The organism is Salipiger sp. PrR002, assembly GCF_010500775.1.
In the GTDB taxonomy this organism is placed as follows: domain Bacteria; phylum Pseudomonadota; class Alphaproteobacteria; order Rhodobacterales; family Rhodobacteraceae; genus Salipiger.
The window spans coordinates 37,880-60,686 of sequence record NZ_JAAGOU010000027.1 but is presented as its reverse complement, the minus strand read 5'-3'; the positions used below and the strand labels follow the sequence as shown (position 1 = coordinate 60,686).

General features: G+C 68.5%; 18 protein-coding genes. 2 read left to right on the top strand and 16 right to left on the bottom strand.

The window, feature by feature from the left end; all coding sequences use genetic code 11:
* Positions 1-72: 72 nt before the first annotated feature.
* The 7 genes from G0A00_RS20480 to G0A00_RS20450 are packed head-to-tail and all read right to left on the bottom strand — an operon-like array spanning position 73 to position 7,847.
* Positions 73-1,116, bottom strand: coding sequence for a glycosyltransferase family 4 protein (locus tag G0A00_RS20480; protein WP_164214266.1), 1,044 nt, complete (start codon positions 1,114-1,116; stop codon positions 73-75).
* Positions 1,113-2,699 carry an ABC transporter permease gene (locus tag G0A00_RS20475; protein ID WP_164214265.1) on the bottom strand — a complete coding sequence of 529 codons (1,587 nt, stop codon included), beginning with the start codon at positions 2,697-2,699 and terminating at the stop codon, positions 1,113-1,115. Before G0A00_RS20475 ends, G0A00_RS20480 begins: the two co-directional genes overlap by 4 nt.
* Positions 2,696-3,487, bottom strand: coding sequence for an ABC transporter ATP-binding protein (locus G0A00_RS20470; RefSeq protein WP_164214264.1), 792 nt, complete (start codon positions 3,485-3,487; stop codon positions 2,696-2,698). Before G0A00_RS20470 ends, G0A00_RS20475 begins: the two co-directional genes overlap by 4 nt.
* Positions 3,488-3,523: 36 nt before the next feature.
* Entirely contained in the window at positions 3,524-4,513 is a 990-nt protein-coding gene (locus tag G0A00_RS20465) for an ABC transporter substrate-binding protein (protein ID WP_164214263.1), read from the bottom strand.
* A gap of 30 nt (positions 4,514-4,543) precedes the next feature.
* On the bottom strand, positions 4,544-5,464 hold the full coding sequence (locus tag G0A00_RS20460; RefSeq protein ID WP_164214262.1) for a lysylphosphatidylglycerol synthase transmembrane domain-containing protein: 921 nt from the start codon (positions 5,462-5,464) through the stop codon (positions 4,544-4,546).
* On the bottom strand, positions 5,461-7,110 hold the full coding sequence (locus G0A00_RS20455; protein ID WP_368667729.1) for a sulfatase-like hydrolase/transferase: 1,650 nt from the start codon (positions 7,108-7,110) through the stop codon (positions 5,461-5,463). Before G0A00_RS20455 ends, G0A00_RS20460 begins: the two co-directional genes overlap by 4 nt.
* Positions 7,107-7,847 carry a CDP-alcohol phosphatidyltransferase family protein gene (locus G0A00_RS20450; protein WP_235956756.1) on the bottom strand — a complete coding sequence of 247 codons (741 nt, stop codon included), beginning with the start codon at positions 7,845-7,847 and terminating at the stop codon, positions 7,107-7,109. Before G0A00_RS20450 ends, G0A00_RS20455 begins: the two co-directional genes overlap by 4 nt.
* 102 nt (positions 7,848-7,949) lie before the next feature.
* Here G0A00_RS20450 and G0A00_RS20445 point away from each other — a divergent pair, with 102 nt between their 5' ends.
* Positions 7,950-8,504 (top strand): cytochrome b, encoded by a 555-nt coding sequence (locus tag G0A00_RS20445; RefSeq protein ID WP_164214261.1) that lies wholly within the window; start codon positions 7,950-7,952, stop codon positions 8,502-8,504.
* A gap of 83 nt (positions 8,505-8,587) precedes the next feature.
* On the opposite strand, the gene G0A00_RS20440 is transcribed toward G0A00_RS20445, so the two are convergent.
* From G0A00_RS20440 to G0A00_RS20405, 9 genes are all read right to left on the bottom strand, one after another.
* Positions 8,588-10,243, bottom strand: coding sequence for a BCCT family transporter (locus tag G0A00_RS20440; protein WP_164214260.1), 1,656 nt, complete (start codon positions 10,241-10,243; stop codon positions 8,588-8,590).
* Between the two features lie 98 nt (positions 10,244-10,341).
* Positions 10,342-11,991: an FAD/NAD(P)-binding protein gene (locus tag G0A00_RS20435; RefSeq protein ID WP_164214259.1), complete on the bottom strand. Its 1,650-nt coding sequence runs from the start codon at positions 11,989-11,991 to the stop codon at positions 10,342-10,344.
* Between the two features lie 134 nt (positions 11,992-12,125).
* Positions 12,126-14,351, bottom strand: coding sequence for a malto-oligosyltrehalose synthase (gene treY, locus G0A00_RS20430; RefSeq protein ID WP_164214258.1), 2,226 nt, complete (start codon positions 14,349-14,351; stop codon positions 12,126-12,128).
* The gene (treZ, locus tag G0A00_RS20425) at positions 14,348-16,054 is read right to left on the bottom strand and encodes a malto-oligosyltrehalose trehalohydrolase (RefSeq protein ID WP_164214257.1); all 1,707 of its coding nucleotides are present in this window, start codon (positions 16,052-16,054) and stop codon (positions 14,348-14,350) included. Before treZ ends, treY begins: the two co-directional genes overlap by 4 nt.
* 2 nt (positions 16,055-16,056) lie before the next feature.
* On the bottom strand, positions 16,057-18,147 hold the full coding sequence (gene glgX, locus G0A00_RS20420; protein WP_164214256.1) for a glycogen debranching protein GlgX: 2,091 nt from the start codon (positions 18,145-18,147) through the stop codon (positions 16,057-16,059).
* A gap of 1 nt (position 18,148) precedes the next feature.
* Positions 18,149-19,321 carry a sugar phosphate nucleotidyltransferase gene (locus G0A00_RS20415; protein WP_164214255.1) on the bottom strand — a complete coding sequence of 391 codons (1,173 nt, stop codon included), beginning with the start codon at positions 19,319-19,321 and terminating at the stop codon, positions 18,149-18,151.
* A 299-nt stretch (positions 19,322-19,620) separates the two neighbouring features.
* Positions 19,621-19,722, bottom strand: coding sequence for a DUF2474 domain-containing protein (locus G0A00_RS26425; protein ID WP_224906600.1), 102 nt, complete (start codon positions 19,720-19,722; stop codon positions 19,621-19,623).
* Entirely contained in the window at positions 19,722-20,729 is a 1,008-nt protein-coding gene (gene cydB, locus G0A00_RS20410; protein WP_164214254.1) for a cytochrome d ubiquinol oxidase subunit II, read from the bottom strand. Before cydB ends, G0A00_RS26425 begins: the two co-directional genes overlap by 1 nt.
* Position 20,730: 1 nt before the next feature.
* Positions 20,731-22,137: a cytochrome ubiquinol oxidase subunit I gene (locus tag G0A00_RS20405; protein WP_164214253.1), complete on the bottom strand. Its 1,407-nt coding sequence runs from the start codon at positions 22,135-22,137 to the stop codon at positions 20,731-20,733.
* A 352-nt stretch (positions 22,138-22,489) separates the two neighbouring features.
* Here G0A00_RS20405 and G0A00_RS20400 point away from each other — a divergent pair, with 352 nt between their 5' ends.
* The gene (locus G0A00_RS20400) at positions 22,490-22,807 is read left to right on the top strand and encodes a hypothetical protein (protein WP_066112021.1); all 318 of its coding nucleotides are present in this window, start codon (positions 22,490-22,492) and stop codon (positions 22,805-22,807) included.

The window sequence follows — 22,807 nt, the reverse complement described above, 5'->3', positions numbered from 1 at the left end:
CTGATGACATTCCTGCTTTGCAGACGCGGTGACATTTCAACTTGGTTGCAACATGGCGCGCGCCAATGCCGCCTATGGCTGAAGCCCGTCCAGCACCCGCCCCATCACCGCCGCCGTATCGCGCCAGCGCGGCAGGGCGCGCCCGAGCGCGCGGGAACGGGCGGCGAGACCCTCGCGCGTGGCGGACGAGGTGAGCAGCCGCCGCAGGTGCTCGGCGAAGGCCTCGGGATCATCGGGGGGCGCCAGCAGCGCTGCGTCTCCGACCGTGTCGGGCACCGCCCCGGCGGCGCAGGTGACGATGGGCAGCCCATGGCAGAGCGCCTCGGCCAGCGCCATGCCGTAGCCCTCGTAGCGCGTGGCCAGCGCAAAGAGCCGCGCGCTGCGATAGGCCTCGGCGAGCGCGGCATCGGGCAGTTCCCCGGCAAGCTCGACCCGCCCGCGCAGCCCCAGATCCTCGATCAGCGCGGCCAGATCGGCGGCATAATCTGCGCTATGGGTCTTGCCGACGATGCGCGCGCTCCACGCAAGATCGGCGACCTGCGCAAGCGCGCGGATCAGCACGTCATGCCCCTTGCGCGGTGCCAGCAGACCGACCGAGAGGATGCGCGGCCCGGCCTCGACGCGCGGCAGATCGCGCGGCCCGTCATAGCCCGGCAGCGCCACGGTGATCCGCGCGGGATCGGCGCCGAGGTCTATGTAAGTCTGCCGCGTGTGCGGGCTGGTGACGACGATCTCTGCCGCCAGCGAGAGGTTCGCCCGCTCCTGCGCCAGAAGCTGCCGCGCGAGATCGGCAGGCAGCCCCTGCTCCATCCCCATGGGATGATGCAGCATCGCCACCACCGGAGAGCGCAGCCGGGCCAGCGCCTCGGGGCGCATGGCGGCAAAGACCAGCCCGTCGAGGATCAGCGGCTGCTCGGGCGGCAGCGCCTCCAGCACGCCCGAGACCTCGCGGCGCAGCGCCGCGCCCTGCTCCGCCGCCGCCGCCCCGGCGGGCAGCACGATATGGCGCGCCTCGCGGCCTGTCGCCTGCAATTCCTCGAGCAGGCGACGCTCGTAGATGAAGCCGCCGGTCTTCTGGCGGTGATCGCCGGGGATGGCAAAGCTGCAGGCTCTCATCGCGCGAGCTGCTCGGCGCTGGTGCGGGCCAGCACCGCCCGTTCGAGCGCGGCCACCAGCGCATGGGCGAGCACCGCCGCCAGCCCGACGAGGGCGATGGCGCTCCACAGCATGCCGTAATCCGAGGTCGAGGCCACCGTCGCCATAAGCGCGCCGATGCCGCGCCCGGTCGCCAGCCATTCGGCGGTGGTGACGGCGAGGATGGCGGCGGGAATGGCCATACGCGCAGAGGCGAAGAAGGCGGGCAGCATGGCGGGCAGTTGCGCGCCGATGAGACGGCGCAACGGGCTGGCGGCATAGACCTCGAAGAGATCGAGCACCGCGCGCGGCGTGCGGGCAAGCCCGTGCTGGCAGGCGATCAGCGTCGGGAAAAAGATCATCACCGCGACCACGGTGATGGTGCCCGCGGCGCCGCGCCCCAGCGCCCAGACGATCAGCGGCGCGGTGGCGATGATCGGGATCGAGCGTAGGGCGATCGACAGCGGGATCACCGCCCCGGCAAGGCGCGGCAGCAGCACCAGCAGCAGCGCCAGCCCCGCGCCCAGCCCCAGCCCGGCCAGATAGCCCGGCCCGGCCAGCGCCAACGTCTCGGCAAGCGCGCCAAAGAGCCGGGCGCGCTGCGCCTCGGCGCCGGGGCTGGTGAACAGGTAGCTCCAGACATCCTCGGGGCGTTTGGCAAAGAACCGTGGCAGGGCAAAGATCTCCATGCTGCCCTTCCAGATCAGCAGCGTGACGGCAAGCGCCCGCAGCGCCTGCGCGGGCGCGTCCCAGACCCGGCGGCTGCGCGCCACGGGCGCGGCAATCAGCACTTCGGGCGGAGCAATGTCAAAGCGGCGGCCAAGCGCGCCCACCGCCGCAAAGGCCAGCATCGAGACCCCGGCGGCGATCACCGCGATGGCCCATGTGGCGGGCAGATCGAGCGCCCGCAGCGCCCGCACCGTCAGCACGCCAAGCCCGCGCTCGGCGCCGGTGAACTCGCCGACCATCGCCCCGAGGAAGGCTGCAGGCGCGGCGATCTGCAGACCGGCCACCAGATAAGGCAGCGCCGCGGGCAGCCGCACCTCGCGCAGCGCGGTCATCCGCCCGCGCCCGTAGCTGCGCAGCAGATCGAACCAGCCCTGCGGCGCGGCGCGCAGCCCCACCAGCACCGGCAGAAAGGTGGTGTAATAGACCGCCAGCGCCGCCAGCGTCACCTGCGGGCCGGTGCCGGGCCCGTAGAGCACCCGCAGGATCGGCCCGGTGGCCACCAGCGGCAGACAGAAGACCAGCAGCGCCAGCGTCGCCAGCAGCCGCTCGCCGCGCGGCAGCAGCACCGCCAGAAGCGCCAGCAGCACCCCAGCAAGATTGCCCCAGACAAAGCCCTGCGCCGCCGCCGCCAGCGTGGTGCCGAAGGCGCGCCAGAGCAGCCCGGAATGGCGGACCATATAGGCGGCGATCTGGCTCGGCGCGGCGATGACGAAACTGCCTGCGGTGGCGCGGGCAAGGCCCTCCCAGATCAGCAGCCCCAGCAACAGGCCCAGCAAAAGCCCCAGCCCGCGCGGCAGCGGGCGGGGCAGGCGCAGGGCGGCGGGGCCTGCGCTCATTGCGCCGCGACGCTTTCGGGATATTGGTGATCGCGCAATGCGTCCGTGACCTCTGTGCAGAGCGCCCGGAACGCTTCGGACGCCAGCACCTCTGGCCCGCGCGGGCGCGGCAGCGGCACCGGGATGTCGGCGGCGACGCGCGCCGGGCGCGGGGTCAGCACAAGGATACGGTCCGACAGGCGCACCGCCTCGGCCACCGAATGGGTCACCAGCACCGAGGTCGCGCCGCGCGCCTCCCAGAGCGGCGGCAGTTCGGTGTTGAGCCGGTCGCGGGTCAGCGCATCGACGGCGGCAAAGGGCTCGTCGAGCAGCAAAAGCTCGGGCTCCCCGGCCAGCGCGCGGGCAATGGCGGCGCGCTGGCGCATGCCCCCAGACAGTTCCGCCGGGCGGCGGCGCTCGAACCCCGCAAGCCCGACCAGCGAGATCAGCTCGCGGATCATCTCGGGGTCACGCGGCTTGCGCGCCAATGCCCGCCCCAGCGCAATATTGCCCTCGACCGTGCGCCACGGCAGCAGCGCCGCGTCCTGAAAGGCCACCGCCAGCCCGGCGCGCTGGCGCAGATCGTCGGGGCTTTCGGCGCCGATGGTGATCCGGCCCTCGCTGGGCGGCTCGAGCCCGGCGATCAGCCGCAGCAGCGTCGACTTTCCGCAGCCCGAGGGGCCCACAAGCGCGGTCATCTGCCCGCCCGCGAGGGTGATATCGACCGGCGCCACAGCCTCCACAGGGCGGCCCGCCGCCGTAAAGCGCTTGGCCACCCCGGCAAGCACGATATCGGGGCGCGCGGTCATCCCCCCGCACGCGCCCGCAAGCTGGCGCGGCGCGGCCTAGCCATGGACCTCTTCCAAGATCGAACGGTCCCAGAGATCAGGCGAGACCGGCTTGCCCAAAAGCTCCAGCGTTTCCACATTGGCGGCGACGGTCTCTTCGGTGAACCAGCCAAAGCCCTCGGCCTCGGTCAGGTCAGAGAACATCAGCGGCACCTGCCGCTCGGCCTGCAGCTTCTGTGTTGCAAGATCGAGCCCCGCGTCGGGGAACATCTCGACGGTCAGTGCCGCTGCGGCCTCGGGGTCGGCAAGGTAATCCTGCCAGCCCATGACCTCGCCCTTCATCAGCGCCACAAGCTGGTCGCGGCGGTTGGCAAGGCTGTCCTCGGTGGCGATATAGGTCTGCGAATGCACCGCATAGCCGTGATCGGCGAGCAGCATGGTGACGCTCTCGACGCCCTGCATCTCCATCGCCACGGGCAGGTCGGTGGCCCAGCACAGCAGGCAATCCACCTGCCCCTGCACCAGCGGCGCGGCGTCATATTGCGTCGGCACCACTTCGATCCCGGCGATATCCACGCCGTTGATCGTGCAGAGCGCCTCGAGCACCGGGGTATTGGCCAGCGCCATGCCGATCTTTTTGCCGACCAGATCGGCGGGGCTGTTCACCGGGTTGTCGGGCAGCGAGGCGATGGCGAACGGGTTCTTCTGCATGGCGACGCCGATGATCTTGAAGGGCGCGCCTTGGTTCACCGCAGCGACGGTGTAGTCGGCCGCCGAGATGCCGACCAGCGCCGTGCCCGCCACCACCGGCGGCTCGACCGGCGCATTGGGCCCGCCCGGCAGCAGCGAGACCTCGAGCCCCGCGTCGCTCCAATAGCCGTTCTTCTGCGCGATGTAGCTGCCGCCGAATTGCACCGAATGCAGCCACGACAATTGCAGGGCGACGGCGTCCTGAGCCCGCGCCCGCTGCGGCGTCAGCAGTGCGGCCCCGGCGGTGGACAGGGCGCCTCCAAGAAACAGGCGGCGTGTGGGTGTCAGAAATTGCATGGGACCCTCCCGGTTTGAAATGAGACTAGGCTAATCATGGGGTGAGGCAATGCCGGCGGTGCCTTGCGCTTGTGCCTGCGGGCTGCGGCGCAGGAAGAATGCCCCCGGCAGGGCGGCGAGCAGGCTGATCAGGCCAAAGGCGATGCTCGCCGCCAGCCCGGCCTCGGCGCTCAGACCGGCTAATGGAAACAGCGCCGCCGCCGCGCCCTCGCGCCAGCCCCAGCCGGCGACAGAGGCGGGCAGCAGCATCGCCGTCAGGATCAGCGGCACGATCAGCGCGGCTTGGCCCGCGGGCAGCAGGCTGCCGCTGGCCCGCGCGGCGGTGACAAAGGCGGCGACGGTCAGAGCGGCGATCGCCAGCGACAGCGCCACTTGCGTGCGCCATTGGCCAAGCAGCGCGATGCGGGCGGCGGCGCGCCAGCCCTGCGCGCGGCCCCGCCTCCGGCTGGCCAGCAGCACAAGCGCGCCCAGCATCAAGACCAGCACCGCGCCGGGCAGCCAAAGGCTTGGCGCAAACCCGAGGGCCGAGGGGGCTCCAGCGCCCGCCAGCATCAGGACCAGCCCGGTGAGGGCGACGAACCCCATGCCCGCCTGCCCCGCCGCGCGCTCCAGCACCACCGCCTGCGCGGCGCGGCTCAGCGGGCCGTTCTGGCGGCTGCGCGCGGCCCGTGCCGCATCGCCAAGCACGCCTCCGGGCAGGGTCTGATTGACGAATTGCGCCATGTAATACTCGCGCGCGGCCTCGCCCCGCGGCATCTGCAGCCCCAAGGCCGCGGCGGTCCGCCGCCAGCGCAGCGCCGACAGCAGCGTCACCGCGTTGAGCAGCGCCAGCGTGGCCAGCCCCCAGCCCGGCGAAAGCTCTGCCAGCCGCCGCAGCGCCTCGCGCCCGTCGGCGAGCCACAGGCAGAGCCCGATCAGCCCAAGCGGCAGCAGAAGACGCAGCGCGCTCATGACCCGTCCGCCCGCATCTGCGGCCCCGCCGCGCTGGTGGCGCGCAGGAACATGTCGCGGACGTCGCGCATGGGCAGGGCGTCCTGCGCCGGGTCGGGCTGCAGCCCTGCGGCCCATCCCCAACCGTCGAAGAGGCGCAGCGCCTCGGGCGGGCCAATGAGATGCAGGGGCACGTCCTTGCCCCCCGCCTGCGCCACGAACTCGGCGGGCTGGTGATCGCCCAGCACGAGGATCAGCGGCGGCTCGGCGCGCGGCAGCGCCGCCCATGACAGCACATTGCGCAGCGCATAATCGAGCGAGCGGCCAAAGTGATCGCGGATGCGGTCCGGATCGGCCCAGACCTCCTTTGGGCTCGGGCCAGAGGTGGCCTCGGCGTCAAAGATGCTGCCATCGCCCACCGCCTGCCAAGGCACCATCTGCGGCACCGGCGTCCAGGGCGCATGGCTGGAGATCAGCGCAATCTCGGCCATCAGCGGGGCGCCTTGATCGGCGGCGATCCGGTCGAACTCCGCCAGCGTGTATTGATCGGGCATGGTCACCCAGTTGAACGGCAGCCCGCGATAGCCAAGCTCGGCGGCGGCGCGGATCTCCTGAAACCCCATGGCCGGACCTTCGGGCCAATCCATGACAATCGCCGGGGCCACGGCCATGGTGTGATACCCGGCGCGGCTGGCGAGGGTGAAAAGGCTCTGCCGGGCGCTTGCCAGCAGGGCGCGGTAGCGGCGCTGGTCGCTGACCTCCACGCCCGCCGCCAGCGTCGCATGGGCCAGCCAGCTTTGCCCGCCCTGCACCGGCGAGCGCAGCCAGCCCGAGCGCATCGCCAGCCCCGCCTGCGCCAGCGTCGCCTCTCCGGCCTGCAGCGTCGCCGTATGGCGCGGCGCATAGAGCGGGTTGTCGAAGGCCGCGCGCCCGTAGCTTTCGACAAAGACGATGACCACCGGGCGGCCCTCGAGTTTCGACAGCAGGCCATCGCGTCCGGCCCATGGATCGGTGGCGGCGGCGCGCTCGAACTCGGCCAGCGCGGTGCGGGCGCGGGCAAAATCGCGGATGTGCTCGGCCCCGAGCCGCGCGGTGAAGGCGCTGCCGGGCGGACGCCAGCCCTGCCAGCCGTTGAGCGCGGTGCGGATCTCGGCGGCGCAGAGCAGCGCGAAAACCAGCGCGATGCCGCCCGCCGTCACCCGCAAGGCGCGCGGCAGGCGGCTGCCGCAGCGCGCCCAGAGACGCAGCGCGCGGTAGAGCAAAACCATCGCCCCGCCCAGCAGCAGCGCCAGCGCCGCGCCGACCACAAGCGCGCCCGCAAGCCCGGCGCTGCCGCGCAGCAGATGCGCCGCCGCGGGCAGAAGATGCATGTCCGCCAGCGGATCGAAGCCGCGGCCAAAGGCGGTATAGGCGGAAAGATCGGCCAGTTTGAGCGCCGTCATCAGGGTGAGCGCCACGCTCGCGAGGATCGCCAGCGGACGGGCGCGCGGCCCAAGCGCCAGCATCCCCAGCAGCAGCACCGGCAGCTCCAGCGGCACCATCCTCAGCGCGGGCCAGCGCAGCGCGCCGGGGTGGTTGGGCAGGATCAGCAGCAGATCGACCAGCACCGCCGAGACGAGCAGCGCCAGCCAGAGCCGCAGCGGTCTTCCCGCCCCGGCCCCGCTCACCGCCGCCTCGCCAGCCAGAGCACATCCAGCGCGAAGGACCACGCCAGCAGCCCCAGCGCCAGCAGCGCCGCGAGTTCGGACCAAGGCGGCACCGCGACGGGCGCGAGCAATCCCGCCAGCACCGCGATCTGCACCACGCAGACCAGCTTGCGCCGGAAGCGTTGCGGCAAGGGCGCGTCGAGCCACGGCCAGAGCAGGCTGGCGCTGACGAAGAGATAGCGCAGCCCGCCCAGCAGCAGCACCCAGCCGCCCGCCGCGCCGCTGCGCCATGCCACCGCCGCCAGCAGCAGGGCAAAGACGCTGTCGACCTCCATGTCGAACCGCGCGCCCCAAGGTCCGGCCAGCCCGCTGCGCCGCGCCAGCGGGCCATCGACCCCATCGAGCGCCAGCGTGATCAGCGCGAGGCAGAAGAACCCCCAGCCAGAGGCGCCCTCGGTCAGCGCGGGTTGCACCAAGGGCAGCAGCATCAACGCCGCCAGCGCCAGCCGCCCGAGGGTGAACGCATTGGCATAGCCGAGGCGCGGCGCGGGCCAGTGGCGCAGCAGGAAATGGCCCGAGACCCCCGCCCCCAGCCCGAAGCCCAGCACCGGCAGCAGCATCAAAGCCCCGGCCAGCCACCACGACAGCCCGCAAAGCGCCAGCGCAAACCCCGAGGCCAGCAGCGCGAGGGACGCAAATGGCGTCCTTGCAGCGGCGAGAGCCGTGGCGCGTTGCACAGGGGGCGGCGGCAGATCCATCCCAAATGAAGTGCTGCCGCGCCCGCGCCTGTCAAGCACCGCGCTTTACGTAAGGGCATGTTGTCACTAGGCTGTGAGAGCACAGAACCGGGAGGTCGGCGCATGGCCAGCGTGGCTCAGACAGAGGTTTTCCCCCGTTATTCCCGCGCGGCGCGGCTGCTGCACTGGCTGACGGTGCTGCTTGTGCTCACCACCATCCCCGCGGGGCTGGTCATGGTGCAGGAGGGGCTGCCGCGGGCGCTGCAGAATACGCTCTTTCTCTATCACAAGAACATTGGCCCGATCATTCTGGCTCTGGTCGTGCTGCGGCTGGTGGTGCGGCTGATCTCAAGGCCGCCGCCGCTTCCGGCCAGCGTCCCGGCGCTGCAGGCGCTGGTGGCGAGCGTGGTGCATTGGCTGCTTTATCTGACGCTGGTGGCGCTGGTGATCTCTGGCATCGTGCGGGTGCAGGCGGGCGGCTTTCCGATGGAGGTTTGGGACCCGCTGCTTGGCGGCATGGTCGGCAAGGATGAGGCGCTGGCCAAATCCGCCAGCGGCTTTCACGATCTGGCCAAGACGGTGCTGATCGGGCTGATCGCGGTGCACGCCGGGGCTGCCGCGCTGCATGGGCTGGTGAAGCGGGACGGGGTGTTCAGCCGCATGTGGCCGCCCGCCTGAGGCCCTGCGCATCACCAGAAAAAAGGACCGCCACAAAAAAGGACCGGCGCGCACGCCGGTCCCATTTCGCAATCCTACGGCACTTACTCCGCGGGCTTATACGCGGCATCCGGCTGCGGTGGCGGCGTCGGATCGGCGCCGTACAGCTCGCCCGGCAGTTCCGAAGGCATGGCGTGATCCGCCTCTTCGTCGTCGCGGTAGCGCTGGTTGTGGCGATAGACCATCAGCGTGTCCCAGCGCAGCGCCTTGAACAGGCCGATCAGGATGAACAGGCACACCACCGCAAACGGAAAGCCCGCCACCACCGCCGCCGCCTGCAGCGCGTTGAGCCCGCCCGCCAGCAGCAGCACCGAGGCCACGGCGCCTTCGGTGATCGCCCAGAACACCCGCTGCACCCGCGGCGGATCGGTGTCACCGCCCGCGGTCAGCATGTCGATCACGAAAGAGCCGGAGTCCGAGGAGGTCACGAACCACAGCACGATCAGGATCATCGCAAAGCCCGACATCAGCCCCGAGGCGGGGAAGTAATCGAGCAGCGCGAACATCGCGTCGCCATAGGCGTTCTTGGTGGCCTCGACCAGCGCCGGATCGCCGCCCAGCGAGATGTTCAGCGCGGTGCCGCCAAAGGCGCAGAACCAGAAGAACATGATCGAGGTCGGCAGCAGCATCACCCCCAGCACGAACTCGCGGATGGTGCGGCCCTTGGAGATGCGCGCCACGAAGACGCCAACGAACGGCGACCACGAAATCCACCACGCCCAATAGAAGATGGTCCAGGAATTCTGCCACGAGCCATCGGCCTGCCATGCCTCGGTCCAGCTGGCCCAACTGACGAAGCGGGCGACGTAATCGCCGTAGCTCTGCACGAAGAGATCAAAGATGAACACCGTCGGGCCGACGATCAGCATGAAGATCAGGAAGACGAAGCTGAGGCCGATGTTGAGGTTCGACAATCGCTTGATGCCGCCGTCGAGGCCCGCCACCACCGAGATCGTCGCCGCGAGGGTGATCAGCGCGATGATGATGATCTGAGTGACCACGCTGTCGCCGATGCCAAAGACCTCGCCAAGGCCCGAGTTGATCTGCATCGCGCCAAGACCCAGCGAGGTGACGATGCCGAACATCGTGCCAAACACCGCAAGGATATCGACTGCGCTGCCCCAGGGGCCAAAGATCTTCTCGCCGAGGATCGGATAGAGCGCCGAGCGGATGGTCAGCGGCAGCCCTTTGCGGAAGTGGAAATAGGCCAGCGCCAGCGCGATCACCGCGTAGATCGCCCAGCCGTGGAAGCCCCAGTGCAGGAATGAGATCACCATCGCCTGCCGCGCGGCCTCTTGGGTTTCCGCATCGCCGGTGGGCGGCGCGAAGTAATGATAGAGCGGCTCGGCCACGCCCCAGTAGATCAGGCCGATGCCGATGCCCGCCGAGAACAGCATCGACGTCCATGAGATCAGCCCGTAGGCGGGTTTGTCGTTCATCCGGCCAAGGCGGATGTCGGCGAAGGGGCCGAAGGCGAGGTAGATCGTGGCGAGCACGAAGATATTGACCTCGATGATCAGCGCCCAGCCCAGCGTGTCGGCAAACCAGTTCTGGATGCCGGTAAAGACGCTGTTGGCCTGTTCGCTGAAGGTCGCCCCGAAGAGGATAAATCCGATGATGAGCAGCGCCGAGACTGCAAAGACGGTCTTGTGCACCCTCGGGAAGATGAACAGCCGTTCCTGCGGCATCTTATCGTGCATCTGGCTCTCCTGAATGGTCACGTTGGCTTGAAGCTTGCGAGAGCAGATAGCGCCCAAGCGCCGATCGGCCAGTCTTTGCCGATGCGGCGAGGGGGGTGTCAGCCGGATTTCAGAGCCGTTTTGCGCATCGCTTTGGCGATCATCTCCGCCGTCTCGCCGCCCATTTCGCTGGCGTTCACCAGCCCCTGCACGAAGGGATGACGCCGGAGCAGCGCCGGCAGCGCGACGCAATGGATGCGCCCCGCGCAGGGCGCGGAAAGGGGCAGCACGAAGGCGTCAAAGCGCAGCGGCTTGGACAGAAGGTCCGCGCGCGCCAGCGACGGAAACCCGAGGTCCGCCAGCGTCATGGCGCGCTGGCCGCGCGCGTCGATGAGCATCTCGAACAGGCTCTCCTGCCCGCCGCGCCGCACCGAAACACCCTGTGCGCAGGCGGTGATCTGGCTGTCATCGCCGGTCGTTTCACCAAGCCGCAGCACTTCGAGCACCCCCGCCTCGCGCAGCGCCAGCAGGCGCTTGATCGACGGGTGCGGCACGCAGGCATAGCAATCGGTGAACAGCGGTTTCAGAGTGGCGTGAAACGCCGCGACCTCGGCATCGCTGAACCTTGGGATGAGCTCTTCGAACAGCTCATGCGCCCGCAGCAGCGCGCTGCGCCACGGCGTCGGGGCCTTGCTGGCGACGGTCTCTTCGGCCTCTACAAGATTGGCGCGGGCCCAATCGAAGGGATCCGCCGCGAGGCGCTTGGCGAAATAGCCGTGGCAAAACGCGTCGCAGGGCACGTCAGGCCCGCCGAGACCCGCCAGCCACGCCGGATCCGCCGCCTGCAGGTCCGCAACGAAGGCCCGATAGGCGCGGTCGAGCAGAGCGCCCTGCTCCACGCCAGAGACCTCCACGCCAGAGACCTCCGCGCAGAGGGCCGCCAAACGGGGAAGCTCGGGCAGCGGCAGGTCGTACCAGTAATCCGCCTCGGGCAGCAGCCCCTTGCGGGACATGAGGCTGAGCAGAAACGGCTCCCGCCCCTCTTGCGCGACATAGCGCATGCGCCCGCCCTCTTCGCAAAAGCGCCCGCGCGCCGAGGCGATGGTCACCGCCACATCAATGGCCGACAGCGAGGTGCCCAGCACGCCGATCCGCTGCTGCGGCAGCCGGGTCAGCTTCTCGGCGGGCCAAGGCGAATGCAGCACCGCCCCGCCCGCGCACGTCCGGTCCGGCCAGCGGTGCCCGGTGGCCAGCACCGCATCCGCATAAACCGCCTTCGACGCGCTGCCCGGACTGCGCCACGCCAGTTCGACGCCCGCCGCGCGCGGCGCGATGTCGGTGACCGTGTGGTGCAGGTGAAGCTCGATCCGGTGCCCCTGCCGCCGCCCAAGCGCGATCACATCCGACATCTGCGCGGTGAAATAGGCCCCAAGCGCAAGGCGGGGATAGAAGGCCTCGTCGCTGATCTCGGCCGCGCGCACCCCCAAGCGCGCCAGATCCGAGGTGTCGAGCCCGCGCAGCCAGTCGTTGAGCGAGGTCAGAACCGGCGGCAACTCGCGGCTGGCGATGTTCGACAGCATGACCGGCGCGTTCATATCGGAGTTATAGGGCATCCCCGGCCCGGCGGCGCTGCCCTTCTCAAAGATGTCCACATGTAGCCGAGACGGTGCCTGCCGCAGCAAAGCGGCAAGCGTGTAGACCCCGGTCGGACCGGCACCGACGATCGCGACGCGATGGGCGGCGGGCGGGCGGGGGCGCGGCGGCCTCACGGGCCGATTGCCACGCGATCTCAGGGGGATGGGTTTCTCATAGGCCATGCGCGTTCTCCGCCAAATGGAAGGTGGATGGGGGGCACCAGAGGCAACTCGGAACAGACCCGCGGGCGGGTGGGAACACGCGCCGCCTATTGCGCGGCGCTGGTCTTTGCTGAGCAGGCGCAGCGGAACTGCGGATCAAACGCCCCCTCCGCCGAGAACAGCAGCCGCTGCGCGCGTCCCTCGAGGCTGCGGGTCAGCGCGAGCCCCTCCGCCTCGGGTGTGAGGCGGGTGCTGCCCTTGGTGAAAAGCTCGGGGTCGGCGCGCCGCAGCGCCACAAGCTCTTTCAGCAGCGCGGTCTTGCGCCAGCCAAACACCGAGATCGGCGCGGCGGGGTCGAGCGGCGTGCGGTTGTCCGGGTCGGTCAGATCGAAACTGCCCTTTTCGCTGCCCTGATAGATGTCCGGCACGCCCGGCATGAAGACGCGCAGGGCAAGCTGCGTCAGCGACAGCCCCTCGCCCATCGCCACGAGCTTGCGCAGCGCCTCGGGCGGATCCGCCCGCCACTGCGCCAAAAGCGCCCGCCCGAACTCTGCCGCCTGCGCCTCGGCGTCCTCGTCGGGGTCGTGCCAGTCGGTGAGTTCCTTGGCCTCGCGCAGCGCCTTCTCGAGATGCTCCGCCAGCCGGTCCTCAAGGTCCGCGCGGTCCGGATCCCAAAGCGCGATGGCCGATTGCAGGATGTACCAGCGCACCGAGCCGTCGGGAGGGTTCGGCCCTTTCAATCGGTCGGCCTGCGCCCAGAGAACGGCGGCTTCCTCCGGCAGATGGGTCAGCGCGATGAGCCGCGCGCGCGCATCCTCGCCGCGTTTGGTGTCATGGCTCGATCCCAGCGTCAGCGCCTGCGGCCAGAGGCGGGCGCGCTCGGTGCAATACGCCTCGAACTCCGCCGGGGTCAGCGGCGGCGCATCGGGCTCGGATCCCACCTCGGCCTCGGCGAGACAGCGGGTGTGGCGGTAAAAGGCGGTGTCTTCCTGCGCCTTGGCGACCACCGCGCCGGTCACCTGCTGAAAGCGCCGGACGAAGGCGCGGCCAGCGGGGCCCTTCGGGGCGGCGAGCCGCGCGTGCAGCCGGTCCAGCATCTGGCGGTCGGGCAGCACGGCAGCGGCCTCTTCGGCGGTCTTGGTCAGCAGCTGCAGATCCTCGGCACTCGGGCCGTCGCTGTCGATGTAACTGCGGTAGCGCGGGAAGGCGACGAGCAGCGCGCGCAGCGCCTCTTTGATCTGCTCGGGCTTGACCAACGCGGCATCCTCCTCGGCGTCGGTCTCGTTCAGCGCCTGCAGCGCGATGCGGGTCAGTTCCGACAGTTCCGCTGCCAGATCCTCCGACAGGATCTGGTGCCGCGCGGCGCGGCAGGCCGCCGCATAATCACCCTTGGCCCCGGTCGCCCCGCGCCACATCCGGTCGAGCCGGTCCATCCCTTCGGCGTCCAGCAGCAGCCGGGTGATCCGGTCGTTGGCCTCATAGCCGGTGGTGCCGGTGACCGGCCAATGCTGCAGCCGTTCCTCGCCGGTGAGGATTTTCTCGATCCAGATCGGCAGTTTTGGCCCCACCTCCTGCCGCAGGCGCCGCAGGTATTCGGCCGGATCGGCGAGCCCGTCCACATGGTCGATCCGCAGCCCATGCGCCAAGCCCTCGCGCAGCAGCGAAAGCGGCAGGGCGCTCATCGCCTCGAAGACCTCGGGCAGCTCGATCCGCATGCCAATAAGGCTGGTGATATTGAAAAACCGCCGGTGGGTCAGGCGTTTGCGCTCGCGCACCCAATGGCGCAGATGCCAGTGCTGGCGCTGCAGCACTTCCGCAGGATCGCCGCTTTCGGCACTGCCGGGGGCGAGCGGCAGCCAGCCGCCCTCCCATGTGATGCGCTGCCCGCCAGCGTCGATCTTAAAGGCCCCCTGCTGCAGCATCTCGTCTTTCGGCTGCGGCAGCAGCGGCAGGATCAGCCCCTCGGCCCAGTCGACGTCGAAATACTTGGCAAAGCGGCTCTCGGCGCCATGGGTCAGCGCATCCACAAGCCATGGGTTCTCGGTGCTCAGCACCGTGTGATTGGGCACGAGGTCGAGCACGATGTCGAGGTCCTGCGCCTGCGCCGCCGTCACGAGGCGCTCATAGCCGGAGCGCCCGCCAAGCTCCGGGTCGATCTCGGCGGGGTTAGCCACGTCATAGCCATGGGTCGAGCCGCTCTGCGCCGTGAAGATCGGCGAGAGGTAAAGATGGCTCACCCCCAGATCGGCGATATAGGGCAGAAGCTGCGCGGCGCGCCCAAAGTCGACACCCTGACGAAGTTGCAGCCGGTAGGTCGCGATAAGAGGTCTCACGCGGTGATCTCCACTTCGATGGCAAAGGGATCAAGGGTCGGATCGCCAAGCCGAAACTCGGCGCGCGGCAGCCCCTGCGCGCCGGTGGCGGGCTCTCCCAGCGACAGCAGCATGCGGATCTCGCCCGCCACGAAGGGCCAGCGCACCGCGTAGGCCCGCGCGCCAAGCCGCGTGACCGCGCCCAGCCCAAGCTTGCCCGAGGTGAGCAGCGGCACGATCTTGCGCGCGCGCAACTCCAGCAGATCGCGGGTCAGATCGCGCCACGCCGCCGCCCGCGCCGGGTCTGACGCGGGATAGGGGCGCGAGGCCTCCAGCGCCTCCGGGCCGGTGGGGTCGGGCATTCCCGACAGGTCATAGCCGATGCGGGTCAACTCGGCGCCGCGGCCCTTGCGCACCGCCGCGCGCCCGGCCTCGTCGGGGGGATCGCAGAAGAACAGAAATGGTGCCGCACTGCCCTCTTCCTCGCCCATGAACAGCATCGGCACGAAGGGCATCAGCAAAAGCGCCGCATGCAGCACCCGCGCCGGGCCGTCGCCGATCAGCGAGATCAGCCGCTCGCCAAGCGCGCGGTTGCCGATCTGGTCATGGGTCTGATTGGCGTTGACGAAAGCGGTCCACGGCAGATGCGCGGCGGGCGCACCGCGCGGTTCTTCGGGGTGGGGCTGGCCCTCGTCCACCTGCCCGCGGCTCAGCGCCTTGGCGACATCGTCAAACGGATCCTCGGCAAAGCGGCTGTAATAGCCATGGGTCTCGCCGGTGACCGCCACATGCATCGCATTGTGCCAATCGTCGTTCCATTCGGCGTCGAACCCGGCCTCGCGCAGATGCGGCAGGTTGCGCTCGTCCTCGCAGATGAGGTGGACCGGGCGCCCGAGGTCCAAAGCGTGGATCTCGGCGGCAAGCTGGCGCATGAAACGCTGGTCCTGCCCGTCGCGGATTTCATGCACCGCGTCGAAGCGAAACCCGTCGAGCCGGTACTCCCGCAGCCAGCCCAAGGCGGCGTCACGGAAAAACGCCTGCACCTCGGCCCGCTCAAAGGCGATGCCATCGCCCCAAGGCGTCGGGCGCTGGTTGAAGAACTCGGGCGCGTAGCTGGGGAGCAGATTTCCGAAGGGGCCGAAGTGGTTCATCACCAGATCGAGGATCACCATCATGCCAAGGCTTTGGGCCCGCGCCACCAGATCGCGCAGATCGTCGGGCGTGCCATAGGCCGGATGCGGCGCGCGGATCAGCACGCCGTCATAGCCCCAGCCGCGGCGTCCGGCGAATTGCGAGACCGGCATGATCTCGATGGCGGTGATGCCAAGGCTGGCAAGCTCCGGCAGGCGTCGGGCGGCGGCGGCGAAAGTGCCCTCGGGGGTGAAGGCCCCCACGTGCAACTCAAAGATCACCGCCTCTTCGAGCGGCCGCCCCTGCCACGGCGTGCCCCAGTCGTAGCGCGCGGGATCGACGGTGAGCGATGGCCCCTCGACGCCGCCAAGCTGGGCGCGCGCCGCCGGGTCCGGCACATCCCGCCCGTCGATCCTGAAGAGATAGGCCATGCCAGCCCGCGCCGGCACCCGCACGCTCCAGACCCCCGCCTCGCTGCGCATGGCGATCTCGCGGCCCTCAAGCAGCAGTTGCACGCGCCGCGCCTTGGGTGCCCAGAGGCCGAAGGACCACAGGCCATCCCCGTCCGCATGAGCGCCCCACCGCGGCTGCATGGTCAGACCCCTCCCGCGCCCGCAGCGCCGCCGCGATCGCGCAGCACCGCCACCGATTGCGCCCCCACGGTGATCTCGGGTCCGGGGCGCTCTGCGCAGGTGATCCCGTCGCGTCCATTCTCGTCACGTCCGGTGTCGAGGATAAGCTCCCACGCCCCCTCGGGCAGGGTGAACGTGCAGGCCTCGCCGCCGTTGATCAGGATCAGCAGATCCGGGCAGTCTTCCTGATGGTGCCGCAGCCCCATGGCGAAAAGCCCGCCGTCCTGCCAATCACGCTCGGACATCTCGCGCCCCTCGGGATGCAGCCAGATGCTCTCGGTCGCCTCGGGGCGCGGCCAGAACCCATAGGGCGCCAGATGCCCGCGCCATTCACGGCGCAGCGCGGTCAGCGCCGAGACCGCCTCGACCAGCCCCGGACGCGCCCCCTCCCAGTTGATCCACGTGGTCTCATTGTCCTGACAATAGGCGTTGTTGTTGCCGCTTTGGGTCTGGCCCATCTCATCGCCCGCCAGCAGCATCGGCACCCCATGCGACAGGAACAGTGTTGCCAGCATGCCCTTCACCCGCCGCGTGCGCGCGGCAATGATGCCGGGATCGTCGGTGGCGCCCTCATGGCCCATATTGTCCGACAGATTGTGGTTGTGGCCGTCGCGGCCATCCTCGCCGTTCGCCTCATTGTGCTTGTCGTTGTACGAGACCGTATCCCAAAGGGTGAACCCGTCATGGGCGGCGATGAAGTTGACCGAAGAGGTGGCCGGGCGGTGCGAGTGGTTGAACTGCACCGGGCTGCCCATCAGCCGCTCCGAGAGGCCGCCAAGCTTGCCCGGCTCGCGCTTCCAGAAGCCGCGCACGTCGTCGCGGAACTTGTCGTTCCACTCGCGGAACGGCCACGGGAAGCCGCCCACCTGATAGCCGCCCTCGCCCACGTCCCAAGGCTCGGCGATCAGCTTGATCTGGCTCAGCACCGGGTCTTGCCGGATGGCGTTGAAGAAGGCGCCCTCGCGCTCGAACCCATCGGGCTCGCGCGCCAGCGTCGAGGCCAGATCAAAGCGGAAGCCGTCGACGTGAAAGGCCTCGACCCAATAGCGCAGGCTGTCCATCACCATACGCAGCACCATCGGATGCGCGACGTTGAGCGTGTTGCCGGTGCCGGTGGTGTCAAAGCCGTGGCGGCGGTTCTCGGGCGACAGCAGGTAGTAGCTGGCGTTGTCGATGCCCTTGAACGACAGGGTCGGGCCAAGCTCGTTGCCCTCGGCGGTGTGGTTGTAGACCACATCGAGGATCACCTCGATCCCGGCGGCGTGGAAGCGTTTCACCGCGGCGCGCACCTCACGCACGTCCTCGGTGGCCAGATAGGTGCGGTTCGGCGCAAAGAACCCCAGCGTGTTGTAGCCCCAGTAGTTGCGCAGCCCCTTCTCGATCAGATGCCGGTCCTGCACCATGGCGTGGATCGGCAGCAGTTCGATGGTGGTGACGCCAAGCTTTTGCAAATGCTCGATGATCGGGTCAGAGGCGAGCGCGCGGAAGGTGCCCCGGTCGGCCTGCACCACGCCGGGATGGCGCATGGTCAGGCCTTTCACATGCGCCTCATAGATCACCGTGTCGCGCCAGCGCACCTGCGGCGCGGCATCCGCCTCCCAGTCGAACACCGGGTCGGCAACCACGGCCTTGGGCATGAAAGGCGCGCTGTCTCGGGTGTCGAGATCGAGATCCGAGCCGCCCACCGGATAAGCAAACAGCGCATCGTCCCATGTCAGCTGACCGCGCATCGCCATGGCGTAAGGGTCGAGCAACAGCTTGTGCGGGTTGAAGCGATGGCCGCTTTCCGGCTCGAACGGCCCATGCACCCGGTAGCCATAGGCCTGCCCCGGCCCGAGGTCGGGACAATAGCCAAAGAAGATGCCGCCCTCGGCGCGGGGCAGCTCCAGCCGGGTCAGCTCCTGCGCGCCAGCCTCGTCGAACAGGCACAGCTCGACGTTTTCCGCATGGTCGGAGAAGAGCGCGAAGTTGGTGCCCTCGCCGTCGAAGCGGGCCCCAAGCTGGTCCGGTCGGGACCGGGCTGGGTCGATAGAGACGTCACGCGGATCGATCATGTCAGCCTTCCAAGCTGGTGAGAGCGGTCATCCGGGGCACCCGCTGGATCGGGGCCCTTGGTGTGGTCTTGCGCAGGGCGGCGTTGCGCCGGTCCATCATCTCGGCGGTGATCAGCAGCGTGCCCTCGGGGGTTCTGCGGAAGAAACGCGCATCCTCTTCGGCGTCATAGCCCGCGCGGAACCCATCCGGCAGCCGCACGCTAGAGCCGACGATGGCGTTCCTGATCTGGCAGCGCCTGCCGATCTTGCTGCCGGGCAGGAACACCGTGCCCTCGGCGATGCTGTCGATACAGTCGGTCTGCGCGCGCTGCATGGTCTTGGGCAGCGCCACCGGCGGCACCTCGGCGGCGAAATCAAGCTGCGCGCGCCGGTAGGCGTCGAGCGAGCCCACATCGCGCCAATAGGCGCTCTGGCCGTCGCTACCGTCGGGCAGCCGGTAGACCGACAGCGCCGCCTCGCGCAGCGCCAGCGGCAGGATGTCCTGCCCGAAGTCATGCCGCGTGGTCGGGCGACCGGGCGCCTCGCGCAGCACTTGCTTGAGCCAGATCCAGTCGAACACATAGATGCCGGTCGAGGCCAGCGCCCGCTCGGTGTCGCCCTGCATCGGCAGCGGGTCGGCGGGCTTTTCGGCAAAGCCAAAGACCTCGCCATCCGCATCGCGATCGAAGATGCCAAAGCCGCGCGCCTGCGACAGCGGCACCGGCGTCGCCGCGACGGTGACCGGCAGGCCGTGCCCGCGGTGATGGGCGAGCAGCTGCTCAAGGTCGATGTCGAGCACATGATCGCCCGACAGCACCATGACGTCGCGCGGCGCATAGGCGTCGAGCGCGGTGATATTGCAGCGCAGCGCGTCGGCGGTGCCGCGATAGCCATAGGGGCTCAGAAATTCGCCGTCGCGTACCGAAATGCCTTTGGCAAAGCCATGCGCCCAATGCCGGTTGAGGTGCTGGCACAGGTCATTGGGGCGGTATTGCGTGGCAACGAACAGGCTTTCGAATTGCGCCCGCTCGGCTGCCGCCAGAATGAAATCGACGATCCGCCCCTCGCCGGATCCAAAGCTGAGGGCCGGTTTGCACTGCGCACTGGTGAGCTCAAAGAGGCGCGCACCGCGACCGCCCGCCAGCAGGAAGGGAAGGCACCGGGCGGTGCTCGGCAAGCTTTTGGAAATCCGCATGAACCATGGCCCTGTCAGGATGCTGAAATGCCCTGCGAAAGATGCGGTCCGCATCTCGCCGCAGCGGTGGTCGCAGTGGTGGTCGAAATGATCAGGCCGGCCGGATGATCCGCAGCAGGAACCCCCCGGCCCGGCTTTGGTTCCTGAAAATATCGGGCGCTTTTGTCGAATTCCGAAGGCCGGATATATCCGCCGCGGTTTTATTCAGAAGACGCTTCATTCCCGCACAAATGCAACGCCGGGATGCCTATTTGGAAAGCAGTCTATATGCGGGGGCCTATTCCGCCGTGGCGAGCGCTTTAATAAGGCAGCGCGGCCCGGATCAGCAGCGCCACCGCACCGACGCAGGCGACCCCGGCCAGCCAGAGCGCAAGGAACCACAAGAGCCGCTTGCCCAGCATCAGTGATAGCCCTCGGAGGGGTCGATCTTGCCGCGGAACACCCAATAGGCATAGGCGGTATAGGCAAGGATGATCGGGATAAGGATCACCGTGCCGACCAAGGCAAAGCCAAGGCTGCTGTCGGGGGCCGCGGCCGCGGCGATGGTCAGCGAGGGCGGCACGATCATCGGGTAAAAGCTGATGCCGATGCCGATGAAGCCCAGCACGAAGAACCCCAGCGCCGAGAAGAACGGCAAATGATCGCCGCCGCCGCGCAGCCCTTTCCACAGCCCCGCCGCGCAGAGCAGCACAAGCACCGGCACCACCACCACAAAGGCGAGCGAGCCGCCGCTGAACCAGCGCTGGAAATAGACCTCGTCCTGCAGCGGGGTGAAGACCGACACCAGCCCGAGGAATACCAGCGTCGCCAGTCCCAAAGGCTGCGCGATGCGGCGCATCTTGTCGTGGATGTCACCCTCGAGCTTCATCACCAGCCATGTGGCCCCCAGCAGCGCATAGCCCGTGGCCACCGCCAGCCCGGTCAGAAGCGAGAAGGCCGACAGCCAGTCCCACCAGCCGCCCGCATAGCCGCGGTTCACCACCTTGATGCCCTGCACCAGCCCGCCAAGCGCCATGCCCTGCGAGAAGGCCGCCACCAGCGAGCCGCCGAAGAAGGCGAAATCCCACAGCCGCTTCCAGCGCTTGGTACGCCAGCGGTACTCGAAGGCCACGCCGCGAAAGATCAGCGCCAGCAGCATCAGGATGATCGGCACGTAAAGCGCCGGCATGACCACCGCATAGGCCAAGGGAAAGACCGCAAACAGCCCGCCGCCGCCCAGCACCAGCCATGTCTCGTTGCCGTCCCATATGGGCGCCACCGAGTTCATCATCACGTCGCGGTCCTGCTCGGTCTTGGCCAGCGGAAACAGGATGCCGACGCCAAGATCGAACCCGTCGAGGATCACATAGACCAGCACCGCAAAGGCGATGATCCCGGCCCAGATGAAGGAAAGCTCCAGTCCGAACATGTCAGTCGCTCCTCTGGTCACGGGGCTGCGCGGGGCCCGGCATGATCCCCGCCGTGCGGATCGGCCCGTCGCGCAGGCCAAGCCGCGGCGTGTCGGGCGCTTTGCGCATCATCCGCAGCAGGTAAAAGGTGCCCGCCCCGAAGACGAAAAAATACACCACGACAAAGCCGATGAGCGAGGTGGTCAGCGCCGGCAGGTCGAGCGGCGAATGGCTGTCGGAGGTGCGCAGCAAGCCATAGACCGTCCACGGCTGCCGCCCGACCTCGGTGGTGATCCAGCCCGCCAGCACCGCGACAAACCCCGTCGGCCCCAGCGCGACCGACGCGCGCAGCAGCCACGGGTCGTGGTAAAGCCAGCCGCGCCAGCGCGCCCAGAGGCCCCAAAGCCCGAGGCCAAGGAAGGCAAAGCCAAGCGCCACCATCACCCGGAACGACCAGAACACGATCCAGACGGGGGGCTGATCCTCGATGGGAAATTCCGACAGCGCGGGGATCTGCCCCTCCCAGCTGTGGGTGAGGATCAGCGAGCCCAGATGCGGGATCTCCAGCGCGTAATCCAGCTCTTGGTTTTCCTGATCGGGGATCGCGAAGAGCACCAGCGGCACGCCGCCCTCATGGCTTTCGAAATGCCCCTCCATGGCGGCGATCTTGGCGGGCTGATGTTCCAGCGTGTTGAGCCCGTGCTGGTCGCCCGCGAAAATCTGGATCGGCGCGACGATCACCAGCATCCACATGGCCATGGACAGGCTCTTTTTCGACACCGGATGCCCCGGCGTCTTCAGCAGTTGCCACGCCGAGGCCCCGCCCACCACAAGCGCCGTGGTCAGATAGGCCGCCAGCACCATATGCACCAGCCGGTAGGGGAAGGAGGGGTTGAAGACGATCTGCCACCAATCCTCGGGCACGAACTGGCCGTTCTCGGCGATCGAGAACCCGGCGGGCGTGTGCATCCAGCTGTTCACCGCAAGGATCCATGTGGCCGAGATCAGCGTGCCGAAGGCCACCATAAAGGTCGCAAGCATGTGCAGCCCGTCGCCCACCCGCTGCCGCCCGAACAGCATTATGCCCAGAAACCCCGCCTCGAGGAAGAAGGCGGTCAGCACCTCATAGGCCATCATCGGCCCGACCACCGGCCCGGCCTTGTCGGAAAACACCGACCAATTGGTGCCGAACTGATACGACATGACGATGCCCGAGACGACGCCCATGCCAAAGGCGACCGCGAAAATCTTCTTCCAGTAATTGAACAGCGACAGGTAGCGCCCGTCTCGCGTCCACAGCCACGCGCCGTTGAGCACGGCAAGATAACTGGCCAGCCCGATCGAGAAGGCGGGGAAGATGATGTGGAACGACACCGTAAAGGCGAATTGAATCCGGGCGAGGACTTCTGCGGACACTTCTGCGGTCATGGGCACTTCCGTCGAAGGTGTGGCTTTTATCTGAGCTAGCCCCGCCCGCGTGGATGGCAATCAGCGCGCCAAGGAGCGCATCTGTTCAATGGCTTCAAGAGATCGCGCTGCGGGGCTCTGCTCTTGCTGTGGGATTACTGCGGGGATTACGCGGCAGCCCCCGCTTTGGATCACTTTTCCGCCGAGAGTTCTGCCGCAGCCCGGGCGCGGCAAAACGCGCGTTGCGCGGGCTTGCCATCGCGCAGAACATAGACACAAAGTGCATCTTCAGAAGACGGAACCAAAGCCCGCCCTCGGGCTTTCAACATACGGTGCCCGGAGCAACCGGGCCAATCTGAACGAGGAAAAGCGCATGTTCGGCAGCTTGTTCTTAAACGTGGCGCAATGGCACGAAGCGGCCATGGCCGGGACCGAGGTGATGATCTCGGCAGCCACCGTCGTCCAGCTTCGGACCATGCAGATGGCGACCGGCGCCATGGCCCCCGCCGAAGCCGCGCGGATGATCGTCGAGAAACCGTCGGCCTTCGCCAGCGCCAGCGAAAACTACCTGCGCGCTCTGGCTTCGAACCGGGGCTATGCGGCGGCAACCCTTGCCGGGCTCGCGCCCTACCAAAGCGCCACCAGCGCCAACGCCAAGCGCCTTTCGGGTCTCGACGCGCAGGAAGCCTAA

Excerpts from the sequence above, each read along its gene's own strand:
- G0A00_RS20470 (WP_164214264.1), bottom strand. The coding sequence starts at position 3,487 with ATGACCGCGCGCCCCGATATCGTGCTTGCCGGGGTGGCCAAGCGCTTT.
- G0A00_RS20445 (WP_164214261.1), top strand. The coding sequence starts at position 7,950 with ATGGCCAGCGTGGCTCAGACAGAGGTTTTCCCCCGTTATTCCCGCGCG.
- G0A00_RS26425 (WP_224906600.1), bottom strand. The coding sequence starts at position 19,722 with ATGCTGGGCAAGCGGCTCTTGTGGTTCCTTGCGCTCTGGCTGGCCGGG.
- G0A00_RS20480 (WP_164214266.1), bottom strand. The coding sequence starts at position 1,116 with ATGAGAGCCTGCAGCTTTGCCATCCCCGGCGATCACCGCCAGAAGACC.
- G0A00_RS20450 (WP_235956756.1), bottom strand. The coding sequence starts at position 7,847 with ATGGATCTGCCGCCGCCCCCTGTGCAACGCGCCACGGCTCTCGCCGCT.
- G0A00_RS20460 (WP_164214262.1), bottom strand. The coding sequence starts at position 5,464 with ATGAGCGCGCTGCGTCTTCTGCTGCCGCTTGGGCTGATCGGGCTCTGC.
- cydB (WP_164214254.1), bottom strand. The coding sequence starts at position 20,729 with ATGTTCGGACTGGAGCTTTCCTTCATCTGGGCCGGGATCATCGCCTTT.
- G0A00_RS20415 (WP_164214255.1), bottom strand. The coding sequence starts at position 19,321 with ATGCGGATTTCCAAAAGCTTGCCGAGCACCGCCCGGTGCCTTCCCTTC.
- G0A00_RS20440 (WP_164214260.1), bottom strand. The coding sequence starts at position 10,243 with ATGCACGATAAGATGCCGCAGGAACGGCTGTTCATCTTCCCGAGGGTG.
- treZ (WP_164214257.1), bottom strand. The coding sequence starts at position 16,054 with ATGCAGCCGCGGTGGGGCGCTCATGCGGACGGGGATGGCCTGTGGTCC.
- G0A00_RS20475 (WP_164214265.1), bottom strand. The coding sequence starts at position 2,699 with ATGAGCGCAGGCCCCGCCGCCCTGCGCCTGCCCCGCCCGCTGCCGCGC.
- glgX (WP_164214256.1), bottom strand. The coding sequence starts at position 18,147 with ATGATCGATCCGCGTGACGTCTCTATCGACCCAGCCCGGTCCCGACCG.
- G0A00_RS20465 (WP_164214263.1), bottom strand. The coding sequence starts at position 4,513 with ATGCAATTTCTGACACCCACACGCCGCCTGTTTCTTGGAGGCGCCCTG.
- G0A00_RS20400 (WP_066112021.1), top strand. The coding sequence starts at position 22,490 with ATGTTCGGCAGCTTGTTCTTAAACGTGGCGCAATGGCACGAAGCGGCC.
- G0A00_RS20405 (WP_164214253.1), bottom strand. The coding sequence starts at position 22,137 with ATGACCGCAGAAGTGTCCGCAGAAGTCCTCGCCCGGATTCAATTCGCC.